The organism is Cupriavidus sp. HE11, from assembly GCF_056097175.1.
On record NZ_CP184465.1, the window covers coordinates 1,623,161 to 1,639,196 of the forward strand.

At 66.7% G+C, this 16,036-nt stretch carries 15 protein-coding genes; 3 read left to right on the forward strand and 12 right to left on the reverse strand.

Annotated features, from left to right (window positions below):
* The first annotated feature begins 160 nt into the window (after nucleotides 1-160).
* The gene (locus ACOABP_RS24570) at nucleotides 161-484 is read left to right on the forward strand and encodes a hypothetical protein (RefSeq protein ID WP_474228224.1); all 324 of its coding nucleotides are present in this window, start codon (nucleotides 161-163) and stop codon (nucleotides 482-484) included.
* A gap of 154 nt (nucleotides 485-638) precedes the next feature.
* On the opposite strand, the gene ACOABP_RS24575 is transcribed toward ACOABP_RS24570, so the two are convergent.
* From ACOABP_RS24575 to ACOABP_RS24595, 5 genes are all read right to left on the reverse strand, one after another.
* Complete coding sequence (locus tag ACOABP_RS24575) at nucleotides 639-2,174, reverse strand: MFS transporter (protein WP_474230536.1); 1,536 nt, start codon at nucleotides 2,172-2,174, stop codon at nucleotides 639-641.
* A gap of 38 nt (nucleotides 2,175-2,212) precedes the next feature.
* Entirely contained in the window at nucleotides 2,213-2,710 is a 498-nt protein-coding gene (locus ACOABP_RS24580) for a MarR family winged helix-turn-helix transcriptional regulator (protein WP_474228225.1), read from the reverse strand.
* 115 nt (nucleotides 2,711-2,825) lie between these two features.
* Entirely contained in the window at nucleotides 2,826-4,847 is a 2,022-nt protein-coding gene (locus ACOABP_RS24585; protein ID WP_474228227.1) for a transglutaminase TgpA family protein, read from the reverse strand.
* On the reverse strand, nucleotides 4,844-5,929 hold the full coding sequence (locus ACOABP_RS24590) for a DUF58 domain-containing protein (RefSeq protein ID WP_474228229.1): 1,086 nt from the start codon (nucleotides 5,927-5,929) through the stop codon (nucleotides 4,844-4,846). Before ACOABP_RS24590 ends, ACOABP_RS24585 begins: the two co-directional genes overlap by 4 nt.
* A gap of 36 nt (nucleotides 5,930-5,965) precedes the next feature.
* Entirely contained in the window at nucleotides 5,966-6,877 is a 912-nt protein-coding gene (locus ACOABP_RS24595; RefSeq protein WP_474228230.1) for an AAA family ATPase, read from the reverse strand.
* A gap of 258 nt (nucleotides 6,878-7,135) precedes the next feature.
* On the opposite strand from ACOABP_RS24595, the gene ACOABP_RS24600 reads away from it, so the two are divergent.
* Nucleotides 7,136-7,981: a phytanoyl-CoA dioxygenase family protein gene (locus ACOABP_RS24600; RefSeq protein ID WP_474228232.1), complete on the forward strand. Its 846-nt coding sequence runs from the start codon at nucleotides 7,136-7,138 to the stop codon at nucleotides 7,979-7,981.
* A 72-nt stretch (nucleotides 7,982-8,053) separates the two neighbouring features.
* Here the strand turns inward: ACOABP_RS24600 and ACOABP_RS24605 are convergent, their stop codons facing one another.
* From ACOABP_RS24605 to ACOABP_RS24635, 7 genes are all read right to left on the reverse strand, one after another.
* Nucleotides 8,054-8,221 (reverse strand): hypothetical protein, encoded by a 168-nt coding sequence (locus tag ACOABP_RS24605; protein ID WP_474228234.1) that lies wholly within the window; start codon nucleotides 8,219-8,221, stop codon nucleotides 8,054-8,056.
* Between the two features lie 256 nt (nucleotides 8,222-8,477).
* Nucleotides 8,478-9,197, reverse strand: a complete 720-nt coding sequence (locus ACOABP_RS24610) for a GntR family transcriptional regulator (RefSeq protein WP_474228235.1) — start codon at nucleotides 9,195-9,197, stop codon at nucleotides 8,478-8,480.
* Nucleotides 9,198-9,360: 163 nt separating this feature from the next.
* Nucleotides 9,361-10,365 carry a 2Fe-2S iron-sulfur cluster-binding protein gene (locus ACOABP_RS24615; protein ID WP_474228237.1) on the reverse strand — a complete coding sequence of 335 codons (1,005 nt, stop codon included), beginning with the start codon at nucleotides 10,363-10,365 and terminating at the stop codon, nucleotides 9,361-9,363.
* Nucleotides 10,366-10,381: 16 nt separating this feature from the next.
* Nucleotides 10,382-10,861 (reverse strand): GlcG/HbpS family heme-binding protein, encoded by a 480-nt coding sequence (locus ACOABP_RS24620; protein ID WP_160474315.1) that lies wholly within the window; start codon nucleotides 10,859-10,861, stop codon nucleotides 10,382-10,384.
* Nucleotides 10,862-10,896: 35 nt separating this feature from the next.
* Nucleotides 10,897-12,345: an aldehyde dehydrogenase family protein gene (locus ACOABP_RS24625; protein WP_474228239.1), complete on the reverse strand. Its 1,449-nt coding sequence runs from the start codon at nucleotides 12,343-12,345 to the stop codon at nucleotides 10,897-10,899.
* Nucleotides 12,346-12,433: 88 nt separating this feature from the next.
* The gene (locus ACOABP_RS24630; RefSeq protein WP_066742770.1) at nucleotides 12,434-13,153 is read right to left on the reverse strand and encodes a TenA family transcriptional regulator; all 720 of its coding nucleotides are present in this window, start codon (nucleotides 13,151-13,153) and stop codon (nucleotides 12,434-12,436) included.
* A gap of 114 nt (nucleotides 13,154-13,267) precedes the next feature.
* Nucleotides 13,268-14,206, reverse strand: a complete 939-nt coding sequence (locus ACOABP_RS24635) for an ornithine cyclodeaminase family protein (protein WP_474228240.1) — start codon at nucleotides 14,204-14,206, stop codon at nucleotides 13,268-13,270.
* Between the two features lie 275 nt (nucleotides 14,207-14,481).
* Between ACOABP_RS24635 and ACOABP_RS24640 the strand changes: the two genes are divergently transcribed.
* The gene (locus tag ACOABP_RS24640) at nucleotides 14,482-16,020 is read left to right on the forward strand and encodes a hypothetical protein (protein ID WP_474228241.1); all 1,539 of its coding nucleotides are present in this window, start codon (nucleotides 14,482-14,484) and stop codon (nucleotides 16,018-16,020) included.
* Nucleotides 16,021-16,036 lie beyond the last annotated feature (16 nt).

Genomic DNA, 16,036 nt, shown 5'->3' on the forward strand with positions numbered 1-16,036 from the left:
CGTATACGCCCGCAAACCCTTGCCAGGAGCGGAATTCCGGGCGACAAAACGCCCCAAAGACACGTTTGAACGGGTATCATCTCGACTGCGATGCATGAAGCGTGTGGTGACTCACGTCGCCATCTCTGGTTCTTGCTGAATCGACAGAAGAAGGAAGTCTATGCAGTTGGATTTCACCCGCGCCCCCATCTCGCCGGGCTCCGATCTGGCGAGGCGCTTGACGCCAGTTGCCAGAAAGGCGACGGCGCGTCGGCGCAAGAAGGAAGTCCCGCCCCACTGGGAGCGCGGCTACCGCTCCCACTACTACCGTAACGAACGTGGCGACAAGCTTGGCGAAGTCCGCTTGTCCGATCGCGGCGACCTGCCCGTGGTCTACCACTGGGCGGCCGGCAACTATTCCGGTGCCGAGGGTTCGCTTGTGCATGCACGCGCTCGCGTGGAAGAGACGGTTGGCTTCGGCATGCGCCAGCTGACGTTGTTCTGAAGCAGTTATTCCGAGTCAGCAGTCCCGAACAGTCCGTGACTGAACCGCGTGCCTGACACAGGCATGCATGCTCTCCGCAATGGCAACACCGCCGCCATTGCCGCGCTGTCGCCAGCGTTCCGGTAGTACCCCCCTCCCGCATTGCAAGGCCAGGCTAGTCCAGCCGGCGTTGCACAAGCATGAAGACCGCAGCCACCAGCGCGATCGCGGCAATCAACCGATAGAGATCCTCGCAGGCAATCAGCCGCGCCTGTTGATCGACGATCGCTGCCATTTGCGCCAATGCGCCGGCATGTGCCTGCCCGGCATCGAATCCGCGTGCGGCCAGCAGCGACTGCGCCGTGTGCATCCAGCTTTCGGCCTCGGCGGGACGTTGACCAATGGCATGCACCAGGCTCGTATGCACCGCGAACTGCCGGTTCTGCAACAGCACCGCGCCCAGGGACGACGCAAACGAACTGGCAATCTGCCGCACCAGGTTCTTGCTGCGGTAGCCGTGCGCAAAGTCGTCGCCGCTCAGCGTGCGGAAAGTCAGCCCGGCAATCGGGATGATGACCATCACGCCGAACAGGCCCTTGGCGACGAGCCCCGGCACCAGCGCGGCCGGCGCGATGTCCGGAGGCATGAACGAGAAGAACGTCATGGCGGCGGCCATCAGCAGCAGGCCGGTCACCATCACCGGCTTCTTGTGGGTGAGCCGGCGTGCCACGCGCAGGTAGATCCAGATGCCTGCCAGGCTGATCAGCGCGGCCAGCGTGTTGAGCCATCCGGTGGTGGCCAGCGGAAAGCGCAGCGCCTGCTCGGCGTAGATCGGAAACACGTAGCTGCTCAGGTTGCTGATCATGTAGTAGACGAAGTACATGCCCAGCCCCGTCATGTACACGGGCTGTCGCAGCGCGCGCAGGTGCAGTACCGGCGTGGCGTGGTGCCACTGCTGCCAGAGGAATACGCCAAGCAAGGCCAGCGCTACCGCCGCCGCCACGACCACGCGCAGCGGATGCGAAAAGATGTCGAAGCGGGCCTCGGTCATCGAGGCCTGCAGCGCGACAACCGCCACGCCGAACAGCAACAGCGGCCCAAGCGCCGGCCCTTCCTGGTCGGGCCGAGGTTCGGCGTCGGGCAACAGCAGCCATGTGCCCAGGGCGGCCAGGGCGCCAAACGGCAGCACGCCATAGAACACGTCCTGCCAGACGCCGTGCTCCACCAGTTCGGCGGCAAACGCCGGTGCCATGGCCGATGCGCCAAAAATCCCGAGCATGAACAGGCGCGACGCACGAGGCCGGTCGGCCGGCGTGAACATCACGTTCACCAGGATGCGGCAGCTCGTGAACAGCGCACCGCCGCCCACGCCCTGCATGAAGCGGGCGACAACCATCTGCGGCAAACCGGTGCTGGTCGCTGCCACCACCGTCCCTGACATGAACAGCAGCAGCGATCCCGTCAGGTAATAGCGGTAGCCAAAGCGCTGTGCCAGCCATTGCTGCTTGAGGATCATCATCATGCTGCCGACTGCGTAGGCGGCCTGCACCAGCGCGAAGCTGCGCGGGTCCGCGTCGATGCCGCCGACGATATGGCTCGACGCAAACACGAACATGATGTTTTCCAGAAACTCGACGCCCGTGGTCAGCCCCAGCAGCAGCATCACAAGCGTCTGCCGCTGCCGATGGCTGAGCAACCGCAGCCAGCGCATGCCGGCGCGCAAACGGTGCCAGGAGCTGACCTGCGTGCTCACGGCTTGCCTGCCTCTAGCGCGGCCAGATGTTCATGCAGCGCGGCCAGGTCGCGCGTGGCCGTAGCCAGCCCGGCCTGGCCCAGCGGTGCCCACGCCTGCCCGTAGGCGGCATGCACGGCGGGGGCGGCGCGTTCCAGCAGCGCATGGGCCGCCGGCGTGAGCGTCAGTTCCAGGCTGCGCCGGTCGTGTTCGGAAGTCTTGCGCTGTACCAGACCGCGTGTCGCCAGGCCATCGATCAGCCGCGTCATCTGCGTGCGTGTCGCGTCGATGGACATGCCCAGTTCCGAAGGCATGGTCGGCTCGCCAGCGTCGATGGCCAGCATGCTGATCACCAGGTACTGGCTAAGGTCCAGTTCGAATGGCGCCAGCGCACGCTCGATGTGATGCCGCAGCAACCGCGCCGAGCGCAGCAGCAGGCGCGACGCCAGGATCAGGTCGCGCGGGGCGTCGGGGTGCTCGGCGCAGAAACGGTCGATGCGGCGTTCGAACGACATATTAGTTACATTGGAAATAGTTACGAATGAAACTATATGTGCCGGCGGCCGATCTCGCAAGGTCGCCGGGCTGGACGGTGTGGACGGCCAGCCGGACGATCAGCCGCAGCCGAGGTCAGAAGGGCTTCTGGCGCAGGCTGCGGCCCAGATCCTGCAACGCCTTGCGAAGCCGTGCGACGGCGCTGGCCTGCGTGGTGGTATCCGGGGCGCCATAGCGCCAAGCCACGTAATGGTCAGTGAACGCTCGCACTGCCAAGGCGGCACGGGGCAGGGCGCTTTCGGCACGTGTCGCGAAGGCCTGCGGCCCTTCCGCCATGCCGCGTGCGATGCCGTGGCGTGCCAGCGTGGCGCAGAATTGATCGTAGAGCGCCTGGACGGGGTCCACGCGACGACGGCGTAGCCACATCGGCACCAGTGCCGCCAGGCTCAGGAGGGCCATTCCGGCCGCCAGCAGTTGTGGCAAGCGGTTGCCCATACCGGCCTGTTCCAGCAGGCGATTCTGTTGCCCGCGATCGTATTCGAGTACCCAGCGCTGCCATTTGTAGGTCAGGCCGTCGAAGCCCCAGCGCAGGTTCCGCAACCAGCCAGGCGCGCGGAGTTGGCGCAGCGCAGCCAGATCCTCGCCCGCCAGTGCCGCGTCGACGCCGTTTTCCACGCGGCTCGGTGCCACGGCGCTGGTTGGATCCACCCGTACCCAGCCGCGTTCGGGCAGCCAGACCTCGGCCCAGGCGTGGGCATCGGACTGCCGGATGACATAGTGCTTGCCCAGCGGGTTGTACTCGCCGCCCTGGTAGCCGATCACCACGCGTGCGGGCACGCCGGCGGCACGCATCAGGAAGACGAAACTGCTGGCGTAGTGCTCGCAGAAGCCGCGCCGTGTGTCGAACAAGAAAGAGTCGACCTGCGCCTTGCCCAGTGGCGGTGGCGACAGCGTGTACGCGAATGGCACTTCGGCGAACAGACGCATGGCCGCCTGCACGCGCTGCCACGGGTCGGCATAGCGTTGCCGCCAGCCGGCGGCCAGCTCGCGACTGCGGGGGTTGCCGTCCGGCAGCCTTAGCGCCAGCTGCAAGGTGCGCCGAGTCAGTGGCTGCGGCACGCCCTGCAGCCATGACCGGGCGCGATAGCGCAGCGGCCGATCCACCGGGTTTCGTGCAAAGAACTCGCCGTCTGCCGAGTGCCGGGCGGCCACGCCGTCTGATACCGCCACGCCGCGGTCGAGCAGATAGAGCCAGTTCTTTTGCGTGGCTTCAAGCGTGACGTTGTACTCGCGCGCACCGGCAGCGGCCGGATCAGCGGCCTCGTCGCTGTCGTCACCCTCGTCGCGCAGCCCTGCGGCCTGCCGCGTGGGCGGTGCGTCATCGGGACGCCAGGCCTGGCCGTCATAGTCCCACAGCACCCGTGCGCGCCAGTACAAGGCGCTGGCGGGCAGCGGATCGCCAACGATATCGGCGCGGAAAGCCACCTCGGGCGAGCGGATCAGTTCGCCGATGCTGCCGGGGCGCATCGTGTCGCTGATGCCTGTGCGCCCGACCGGCTCCGATTGCGGCAGGCGCCAGAGCGGATGATCGAGTCGCGGAAACAGCACGAACAGGAACAGCGCCCACGGCAGGCCGAACAGCGCCATGCGGCCCAGCAGTGGCCAGATCGCCAGCCGCCCACGGGCCTCGGGATGATGGAACAGCAGCCAGTTGCGCAGGATCCAGGCGCCGATTGCCATGCTGTAGAGCGCCAGCCAGAACGGCTGGTCCTCCAGGTACAGCGTCAGCAGCAGATAGAACGACAGCTGGGTGACCAGCGTGGCATCGGCCAGTGCGCGCGTTTCCATCAGCTTGAGGATCACGAATGCGGCCAGCAGCGCGACGCACAGTTCGCGCCCGAAGCTGCCGCCGCCACGCCAGACCAGCGCTGCAGCAATCAGCAGCACCAGCATCGCCGTGGCGCCGACGATCACCTTGGACGGCAGTGGTGCCCGCTGGCGCCACAGCAGCCAGCGCCATGCCAGCAGCAACACCAGCAACACGCTGACTGACACGGGCAGCGTGCGGGCCTGCGGCGCCAGCACCAGCGCCAGCTGGCCGATCAGCATGCCGTGCTCCTGGTGGCCCAGCGGACGGGGCTGCATCGATAGCTTCATGCTGCGCGCCGCTCCGGCCAGACGGCCAGTGCCTCCAGGCAGGCGCGGCGATGGGCCGCGCCACGACCCGGCGGAATTTCCACACCGGGCAGCCGCAGGCCGATGTCGAACTGGTCACCGGCCGCCAGCACCCATGCGCACAGCCGCGACAGGCGGGCCTCGGTGTCCATCGTCAGGGGCAACGTATCCCAGTCGATCCAGCATCCCGGTTGCCGTGGCACCTGGCCCGTCCGGCTCAGCCAGCGGCCGGTGCGCGCGCTGTGCTTCCAGGCGATGCGATGGAGCGGATCGCCGGGCCGATACTTGCGCAGCTGGTCGATGCCGTCGTCCGACGCCACGCCGAAATCGCCATCGTCGCTGTCGGCGTCGGGCTGGGCCACCACCGGCAGCGGCGGCGCATGACGATCCGGTGCCGGGTAGACGCATGTGGCGACCGGGAAGTCTGCATAACTCCAGACCCGGAACAGCCCGAACGGGAAGCGGCTGGAAACTGTGACGCGCGGCAGCGCCAGCCGGCCGCGCCGGGGGGCGTCCATGCGCACGGCCAGCACGCCCTGGCCCAGGCCATCGAGCGTGAGCGCTGGTGCGGCATCGGCCGTGCCACCGCGCGACACCACGGCTTCGACGCCGATGCGCGCCCCGCCATCATGATTGGCTACGTGCAGCGCGAATTCAGCCACATCGCCGGCAAACGGCGACGATACCGGGCCCGCCGAGATTTCCAGGTCGAGCAGGTTGCGATAGGCCATCCACATGCAGGACATGCCGATGCCGACCAGCAGGAACGTCAGCGCGAATCCCAGGCTGATGTTGTAGTTCAGCGATGTGGTCAGCATCGCCAGCAGCAGTACGGCAAAGCCGAGTCCGCTGCGGGTGGGCAGGATATAGAGATGGCGCCGGTCCAGCGTGACCACGCCGTTGACGGGTCTGCGGGGACGGCGTGGGCGCGGCGTGGCCACACCGGCCTGCGGCGCGCGGCCGGGGTCGGAAGCCCTGTGGACAGCCGCGTTGGGCGCCGGGTTGGGCTGCGGATGGAGCTGCGAATTGGGCGCCTGGCTCGACGCCGTCTGGGCACGTGGCATGGTGGATAGGCGCGACGCGGGAAGGGGCGACCTGCGTCAGGGAATCGCCACGCCTGCCACCAGGCGATCCAGCGAGGTGGCGGCCTGCCCTGCCGGCAGCAGCCGGTGCGCGGCCACGGCGGCGAACACCGCCTGCACGTCCTCCGGCACCACCATGTCGCGCTGGTCGAGCAACGCCCACGCGCGTGCGCAGGCCAGCAGGGCCAGGCCGGCGCGCGGCGACAACCCGGCCACGAAGCCGGCTTCCACACGTGTGGCCTGTACCAGCGCCAGCACGTAATCCACCAGCGCCGGGCTGGCATACACGTGGCTGGCCGCAGCCTGGAGCGCCAGCACCTGTTCGGCATCCATGACGGCCGACGCTTCCTGCGCGGCGGTGCCGCCCAGATAGAGCACGCGTTCGAAGGCCGGGTCCGGATAACCCAGCGAGATGCGCATGGTGAAGCGGTCGAGCTGCGATTCGGGCAACGCGTGCGTGCCGATCTGTTCGAGCGGATTCTGGGTGGCGATCACGAAGAACGGCGCCGGCAGCGCATGGGTCACGCCGTCGTGCGTGACCTGGCCTTCGGCCATGGCTTCGAGCAGCGCACTCTGCGTCTTGGGCGGGGCGCGGTTGATCTCGTCGGCCAGTACCAGCTGGGCGAACACGGGGCCGCGATGGAAGCGGAAATTTCCGGTGTCGCGCATATAGACCGACACGCCCACCAGATCGGCTGGCAGCAGGTCGCTGGTGAACTGCACGCGCTGGTACTGCAGACCCAGGGTTTGCGCCAGCGCATGCGCGAGCGTGGTTTTGCCCACGCCCGGCACATCTTCCAGCAGCAGGTGGCCGCCGGCCAGCATGCACGCCAGAGCCAGCCGTATCTGGCGCGGCTTGCCGAGCACGATGCGGCCAAGCTGGTTCTGGGCCTCGGCCAGCGAGGCGGTAATCCGGGGTCTGGCTGTCACGTTCGGCGGCCTCGATGGCGGGTTGGCGATGACGATGCGATATGACGGGGTGCGGCTTGGTCCGGCTTGGTCGGGCTGGGTCCGGCCATTGTAGCGGCGTGGAGGTCGCATCGGACAGTGGGTTTCCGCACGGTTGTACGCGGCTGACAGTCCGCGAATGCACCGGAATCGGGCGCCGGCCGCGCCGGAGTTCGCGCGTTCTGGCATCATCGACCTGTTGGTACCCTGCCACTTTTCAGAATCGTCCTAGCCGCTGCAATGACTGCCTCGCAACCGCGCGTGTCTGGCGCGCCTGCCCCACTTGATTTCGATTGTTCCGCGCCGCTGGCCGACCAGGCGGCGCTGGCCAGCCTGGCCCGCGAGTTCCATGCGGGCGGCTATATCGTGCTGCGCAACTTTGCCACCGAGGCCACGTGCGCGGCGCTGGAGGCCGTAACTCGTCAGCATCTGGCGGCAGCCGTGCCGCCGGTGGAATTCGAGGCCGATCTTGGCTACCCGGGCGCACCGGCCACGCGCCAGGACACCGGTGGCAATACGGTGCGCCGGTTGCGCCAGGCGTATGGCCGCGACGAGGCGTTCCGGCGCTGGGCCAGCCATCCGCAACTGGTGGCGACGGTCGAGGCCCTGCTTGGCGAGCCCACCCGCCTGACGCTGGCCCACCACAACTGCGTGATGACCAAGCACCCCCACTTCGGGAGCCAGACCGGCTGGCATCGCGACACGCGCTACTGGTCGTTCGTGAAGCCGGATCTGGTCACGGTGTGGCTGGCGCTGGGCGACGAGGACGAGCGCAACGGCGTGCTGCGCGTGATTCCGGGATCGCATCGCGCCAGGCTCGATCCCGCACAGCTGGACCCGGCAGAATTCCTGATCGAGGCACATCCGGCCAGTCAGGTGCTGCTGAAAGGCGTGATGCCGCTGGCCCTGCATCGCGGCGATGTGCTGATGTTCGACAGCCGGCTGTTCCACGCGGCGGGACGCAACGATTCCGAGGCCGTCAAGCTGTCGGTGGCGTTTGCCTATTTTGGCGCCAGCAACCGCCCGGTCAGCGGCACGCGGTCGGCCGAGTTCGGCAGCGTCGAAATGCCGCCGTCCGCGCTTTGAGGCACGCCGGCAGGCAAAAAAAAGGCCGCCCGATTGGGCGGCTTTTTCTTGGGCCGAGTGCCGGGGGGCAACTCACACGGCCTTGTGGCGTGTGGCGTTGCCGCGGAACAGTGCCAGCAGGTCGGCGAAGCGGAAGGGCAGCAGCGGCGTGGCATGACGAACGGCATCACGGCGTGCGAAGTGGCTCAGAAGCTGCTCGCCCACCGGACGGTCGAAGTACGAAGCATCCGGGTAGTTCATGGTCGATCCCTATTGCGGTTAAGAAACGCCTACAGTATACACTCTGATGGTGCACTGCGCCATTTCCTGGTGCGCAACGAGGGATTGCCGGATTCGAAGTGGTGCGTCCGGGGTGCCTGGGTTTGTGCGTCGGACGTACGCCAGCGGGAATGGCTGCCGGCGTGCCAACGGGCGTGCCGGCAAGTGTGTCGATCGGCGTGTTTCGACTCAAGCGTCGATGGCGCCGGACCGCGGAGATCGTCCGGCGCGTGGCCTGTCAGGCGGAAGGTTGGGCGTCCGCCTCGGTCATGTTTATCGACTCCACGGCCTTGGCTGCACTGTAGACGTGTCGCGTCGCCAGCAGCGATGCCAGGTCGGCGTCGCCAGCAATCACGGCCTGCAGGATTTGCGCGTGCTCGTCCCAGTTCAGGCGTGCGCGGCTCAGGTTGGCCGGCGCGAACAGCAGGGCGGTGCGTTCGCGCAACGACCGCATCATGTCCTGCAACACGCTGTTGGCGGCGATGTTGCCCAGTACTTCGTGAAACCGCGAATTCAGCTCGACAAAGCGCTCGGTCTGGCCGCTGTTCACGGCGTCGTTGCCTTCCTTGAGCACTTTTTCAAGTTCTTCGATCAGCGCCGGGTCGCGGCGCTGGGCCGCCAGCTTGGCATTGAGCCCTTCCAGCGTGGCCCGCACTTCCACCATTTCGCGTGCGATATTGGGCGACAGCCGCGCCACCGACGCGCCACGGCGTGGCTCGATGCGCACCAGCCCTTCGGCCGCCAGTGCACGCAGCGCTTCGCGCACCGGAATGCGCGATACGCCCAGTTCCAGGGACAGCGTGTTTTCCACCAGACGTTCGCCCTGTTCGTACTGGCCGCCCAGGATGCGTTGCCGCAGGGTGTCCGTGACCAGCGCGAACAGGGGGGAATGCTGGGCGCCCAGGCTTGCGGCCGGGGTGTCCGGACTCGGCTTCAGGGCAGCGGTGGCGTCGTTCATGATCGGGATCGGCCGTCGGATATCGGTGATAGGCCGCGGTCGAAGGGCCGCGGCGTGAATGCCGCTATTGTATACCGTCACCTCCTGAATGAAGACATAGGGTAGACATCTACCGGTCTTCCACCGGCGTGACGTTCGGCCCTTTTTCGGCTTGTCCGGCCGCTCAGCCCCCCGCGTGCTGGAACGTGAAGCCGTCCGAATACATGAACGGCGTCTGTGCCCCCAGCACCATGAACGTCTGCTTGGCGTCGTGGATCATGTTCGGCGATCCGCACAGGTAGATGGCGTGCTCCGACAGGTCGCCCAGGTCGGCTGCCACGGCCTCGTGCACGTAGCCACGGCGGCCTTGCCAGCTGTCGTCGGCGCGCGACAGCACCGGCACATACTGGAAGTCGTAGAGCCGTTCGCCCCAGGTGGCGATCTCGTCGTGCAGGTACAGGTCCGCCGCCGAGCGCATGCCCCAGTAAAGCCAGACGGGCGGGCAGTCGGGGTCATCCATCAGCGATTCGAGCATGCTCTTGATCGGCGCCAGGCCGGTGCCCGTGGCCACCATCAGCAGCGGCCGATAGTCTTCCTTGCGCAGGCTGAAATTGCCATGCGGCAGCTCCACTTCAAGCTGGTCGCCCGCGCGCAACTGCGGCAGCTGCGAGGACGTGAAGCGGCCGCGGGCGATCTTCCGTACGTGGAAGTCCACGGTGTTGCCCGAGGGTGCCGACGCCATGGAGAAACTACGATGCGTGCCATCTTCCAGCAGCACCTTCAGATACTGGCCCGGCGCGTAGGCGAAGGGGTCGTCGCCGGGCAGCGCCAGGCGCAGATGCAGCACGTCGGGGCCGAGCGGGGCCACCGACAGCACGGTGGCCGTGGCGCGGCGGGCCGGCACCTGCGGGCCCGCGGCACGCGCGGTGCTGATGACGAGGTCGCCGTCGGGCCGCGCCTGGCATGCCAGCGCAAAGCCCTCGGCGTGCTCTTCCTCGGTCAGCCCCATCGGAAAATCCTCGTACGAGACCGACCCCTGCACCACGCGCATGCGGCAGGTGCCGCAGCCGCCGAACGTGCATTCATGCGCCAGTTCCACGCCGCAGCGCAGCGCGGCATCCAGCACCGATTCACCGGGCGCCACCATGAATACCTGCTGCGTTTCCGCAATCTCGACCCGATGGGACATGACGATTCCCCCTTGCTTACTTCTTGATGTCGGCCTGCGCCAGCACGGTCAGGTCTTCGGCAGCCAGCAGGTCGCGCAGCGCTTCCAGCGCGGCCACGCCGCATGCGGTGTCCTGCTCGCCATTGCCCCCCGACAGCCCGACGCCGCCGATCACTTCGCCATTGACCACGATCGGGTAGCCGCCCACGAACACGGCGAACTTGCCGTCGAAGCTCCACTGGATGCCGAACGCTTCATTGCCGGGCAGCGCCGGGCCGTTCGGCGCGGTGTTGAACAGGTGGGTGGACCGCTTGTGGCCGGCGGCGGTGAACGCCTTGTTCCAGGCGATCTGCGGTCCGGTGATGCGGGCGCCGTCCATGCGTTCGAGCAGCAGCGGGTAGCCGCCGTCGTCGACGATGCAGATCGATTCCAGCACGCCGATTTCCTCGGCCTTGCGCACGGCGGCGGCCACCATGTGGCGCGCTTCCCTCAGTTCAAGCTTGATGGCTTTCTTCATGGCTGTTTCCTTAATCTTGTGTCAGACAACCGGGCTCAGACGCCCTGGTAGACGGTCTTGATCTGCGTGTAGAACTCCAGTCCGGCGCGGCCCGATTCACGGAACGTCGATGTGCTGGACCGCTTCAGGCCGCCAAACGGTGCGTTGACCAGATTGCCGGTGGTGGTGCGGTTGATCTTCACGGTGCCCGACTCGATGTCGCGGGCAAAGTCGTGCATGTAGCGCGGATTGCGCGTGGCGATGGCGGCGGACAGGCCGTACTCGGTGTCGTTGGCCTTGGCAATGGCGTCGGCGTAGCTGTTCACTTCGATAATCGCCAGGACCGGGCCGAAGATTTCTTCGCGGGCGATGCGCATGGACTGCGTGACATCGGTGAACACGGCCGGTGCCACGTAGTAGCCATTGGCGAAATCGCCATCGGTCAGCGGCTCGCCGCCGCACAGCAGGGTCGCTTCCTGCTTGCCGGCCTCGATGTAGCCCAGCACGGTCTGCAACTGCTTGCGCGTGGCAAGCGGGCCCAGATCCATGCCCGGCGTCATGCCGCTGCCGATCTTCAGCGTCTTCACCTTGGCCACGAGCTTGTCGGTGAAGGCCTGCCTGACTTCGCGCATGACCAGGATGCGGCTGGTGCCGGTGCAGGCCTGGCCCGACAGCGACAGCCCGCCCTTGACAGCCAGGTCCACCGCGCGGTCGAGATCGGCGTCTTCCATCACGATCAGCGGGTTCTTGCCGCCCAGTTCCATCTGCGTGCGCGTGGTCATCGGCACGGACTTGTGGATCTGCTCGCCGGCCTGCGTCGATCCGGTGAACGACACCGCGCGCACTTCGCGCGATTCGACGATGGTCGGGCCCACTTCGGCGGCGCTGCCGGTCAGGAAGTTGAGCACGCCCTTGGGAATGCCGGCCTTGACGAATGCCTCGGCCAGGCGATAGCCGGACAGCGGCGCGTCGGACGACGGCTTGAATACCACGGTGTTGCCGGTGATCAGTGCCGGCGCGATCTTGCGCGCCGGGATCGATACCGGGAAATTCCACGGCGAGATCACCGTGACCACGCCCAGCGGCTCGCGCAGGCTGTACACGAGCATGTCCGGGTCGTCGTTCGGATAGCTTTCGCCGCTGAAGGTCTGGCCTTCCACCGCGTAGAAGCGCAGCGTCTGCGCCGAACGCATGATCTCGTCGCGTGCCAGGTTCAGCGCCTTGCCTTCCTCGCGCGTCAGTTCGGCGGCGATGGCGTCGGCATTGGCTTCCAGGTGGGCGGCGGCATCGTTGAGGATCTTCGCGCGCTTGCCGATCGGCGTTTTCTTCCAGCTGTCGAACGCGGCGGCGGCGGCGGCCACGGCGGCGGCCGCGTCGCGCGCGTCGGAGGCGGCGTGGCGGCTGACGATGTCGCGCGTGTCGGCGGGGTTGATGTTGTCGAGCGTGCGGCCGCTGGCGCTATCGCACCATTCGCCGTCGATGTAGTTGCGGTACGTCTCGGTCATCTTGCGGGGGCCTTGTTCTGGATTCGGGGAGAGACGCCGGACCGGCGCGGCCACGCGCGCCAAGTCCGGCAAGCCTTGGGCGTGGCGCTCAGGCGGCGACGGCTTCCGGCTTGGCCTCGACGTAGTCGTAGAACAGCGCCGTGGTGTACAGCAGGCGCATCTGCGCGCCGATCTCGCAGATCTTCAGGCAGCGCTGCTGCAGCTCGGGCGTGTTGGCGTGCTCCAGCACGATCTGGTAGCCGCGTTCGCCGTGGATTTCGTCGGACACGATGTGCAGGTCGAAGAATTCCACCTCTTCGTCGGTGAAGCCGTACTTCTCGCGCAGCGTCGGGGTTTGCTTGCGGTAGATCGACGGCACCTGCGATTCCAGGCCCACCACCAGGCCGGCCACGGCCACCACCGGGTCTTCACGCATGGCGACGGCATAGCACCAGCTTTGCAGGCCGCGCGTGGTAGGCGACATGTTGTCCGGGCTCACCACCCGCTCGCGCGTGGTGCCGCAGGCTTCGGCAAAGCGGATCAGCAGGTCGGTGTGGCGGTCGCCGCCAATTTCTTCCTCGTACATGTTGGCCAGCAGGAAGTCCTTGGCCTCGGTCATGTGGTCCGGCGTGCGGGCGTAGATATAGCCAAGGTAGTCGGCGAACGGGCCCACGTAGTGATAGTGGTTCTCGGCCCAGCGCGCCAGATGCTCGCGGCTCAGCGTGCCGCTGGCCCAGGCCTTGCTGAACGGCGCCTGGTTGGCGCTCTTGCCTTTGATGGCGTTTTCCAGGGCGGCGCGGAATTCTTCACGGTTCATCAGTTCGGCCATTTTGGGGACTCCTGTTTGTCTGCGTTCGGGGTGGAATGAATTTGTATACTTTCTACAACGTCGTTCAGGCGATAAAAAAACCGCGCGCACGCGGCGACTTCCTGTGGTGCGAAATCAGGCGGCGGCAGCCTCCGCCGCGGCAATGCGTTGCCAGGCCACGCCTGCCAGCGCCACGTCTTCCAGGCCGACACCGACCGATTTGTAGATCACGATGTCGTCGGGTTGCCGGCGAGCGGCGCGGGTGTCGGTTCCGCCCAGTAGTACATCGGCCAGTTCGACGATCTTGTCGTCGGGCAACACTGCCTTGTCGGCCAGAACCAGGTCGCCGGCTTCGCGCAGCGACTGCGGCCGCCACTCCACCACCACCGTGGCGGCGCGCGACAGCAGCGTGTCGTCGAGTTCGCGGGTATGCGGCAGGCTGGAACCGATGGCGGCCACGAAGGTGCCGGGCTTGACGATGGCGCCCGGGAACAGCGGTGTGGTGGAGCGCGAGGCCGTCACGATGATGTCCGCCGCAGCCGCGGCTTCCTCGGGCTGGGCGAAGGTGACCGGGATACCGCACTGCGCGGCCAGGCGCTCGGCCGTCGCCGCATCGGCATAGGGATCGCACACCAGGATGCGCTTGAGCGGCAACGCGGCGGTCAGCTGCAACGCATGCTGCACACCTTGAGTGCCCGCGCCGAACAGGGCCAGCGTTTCGGCATCCGGGCGTGCCAGCCGGCGTGCAGCCAGCACCGTGCACGCTGCGGTGCGCAGCCGCGTGATGGCGCCCGCATCGAACGAGGCCAGCGGCCGTCCGTCAACCGTCGAAAACAGCAGGATGACAAAAGAGAACTGACCGGCGATGGTTGTATACACCTTGGCGCCGGCCACCTGCTGGGCGGGAATGACCGCGCCCAGCGTCGAAAGCTTCACGCCGCCGGCTTCCGTGCGGATCCGTTCCTGCATGGCGGCCTCGCCGCGCCCGAAACTCTGGAAGGCTTCGAGCATCGCGGCCTGGGCATCGGCGGCCGTGACGTGGCGGTCGATCATCGCATCAGTGACATGGAGCATGGTGAAAACGTCTCGTGGGCTATTTTGGTATACAGTCTACACAGTGTTTCGAAAAAATCCAGAGGGTTTTCCCCCGGAAAGTGGACTGTCCGGCGTGGTGCGGGATGCGCGAAAACCGTGCGCTGTGGCCGATTCCGGCACCGATCGGGTGATTTCCCTAAGTCTCGCAGTTTTCACTTGTTTCCGATTGGCTGCGGGATATAGTATACAAAAACAGTCGTACCACAGAATTCTTATACCGCCCCCACAAGGGCCTCCAGGAAAAGGGGAGCCTCATGCAACAAGCTGTTCAGATTGGCCTGGCACATTGGGTGTATCTGCTAGGCGTGGCAGTGATCGTGTTGACCATGATCCTGCGGGCCAATGTCGTGGTGCCATCCATTCTCGGCACCTTCCTCGTGATCCTTGCCATCACGGGCAGCCCGATCAGCGCGCTGGGCGGCATCTTCTCGGCCAGCCTGGTGGCGGCCAAGGAACTGTTCAACATCTTCCTGGTGATCGCGTTCATGACGGCGCTGCTCAACGCGCTGAAGACACTGCGATCCGATATCCGCATGGTCGAGCCGTTCCGGGTGGTCATGAAGAACGGCCACAGCGCCTACTTCATCCTGGCCGGCATTACCTATGTGATCTCGCTGTTCTTCTGGCCCACGCCGGCCGTGCCGCTGGTGTCGGCCATCCTGCTGCCGGCTGCCATTGCCGCCGGCCTGCCGCCGCTGGCCGGGGCCATGGCGATTGCCATCGCCGGCCAGGGCATGGCGCTGTCGTCGGACTACGTGATCGGCGTGGCGCCGGGCATCAGCGCCAAGGCTGCCGGCGCGGCGGTCAGTGCCGCCGTGGTGGCGGACCGGGCGCTGATCCTGTCGATCATCACCGGCGGCATTGCGCTGTCGCTGGCCTATCTGTCGATGCGCCGCCATATCGTGCCGGCCAGCGGTGCGCTGCTGGATCGCTGGCAGGCACGCGCCACCGGCGCGGACACCGCCGTCGAGGCCACCGGCACGTTCGACAAGGCCGAGATTGCACGCGGCACGTCGCATGAAGAGCCGCTGGTCACCGACGCAAACATCGAGCAAAGCCTTGCCATGGTGGCGCGCCGCCGCGTGAAGTGGTCCAAGTTCTTCGCCGTGCTGACGCCGCTGGCGTTCATCTGCGTGGTGACGTTGATGGTGCTGCCGAAGATCTCGTCGGGCATGCCCGACCTGAAGGGCGGGGCTGCCGCCGCACTGGTGGGCGGTGTGGCCGCGCTGCTGATGATGCTGGCGACACTGGCCGCCGAAGGCCCGCGCCGCATGCTCGACGTGTGCCCCGATCACATTACCGATGGCTTCGTGTTCGCGTTCAAGGCCATGGGGTCGGTGCTGCCGATCGCCGGCTTCTTCTTCGTGGGTGCGGGCGAAACGGCCGCGCAGATTCTGGGCGTGGATGCCGGCAAGGCGCCGAGCCTGCTGTTCGAACTGATCCAGGCCTATCAGCACATGATTCCGGACAACCACGTGCTGGTGGCGTTCGGCGTGCTGCTGGTGGGGATGATTACCGGCATCGACGGATCGGGCTTTGCCGGCCTGCCGCTGACCGGCACGCTGGCCGGTGCGCTGGGCCCGGTGGTGGGTTTCGATTCCGCCACGCTCGCGGCCGTGGGCCAGATGGGTGCGGTGTGGACCGGTGGCGGCACGCTGATCGCCTGGTCGTCGCTGATTGCCGTGGCCGGGTTTGCCCGTGTGCCGGTGCTCGATGCGGTGCGGGCGTTGCTGCTGCCTGTGCTGGCCGGACTGTTCGTCTCCACGATCTGCGCCATGTTCCTGTGGCGTTGAGCGACTCTCCCGAACG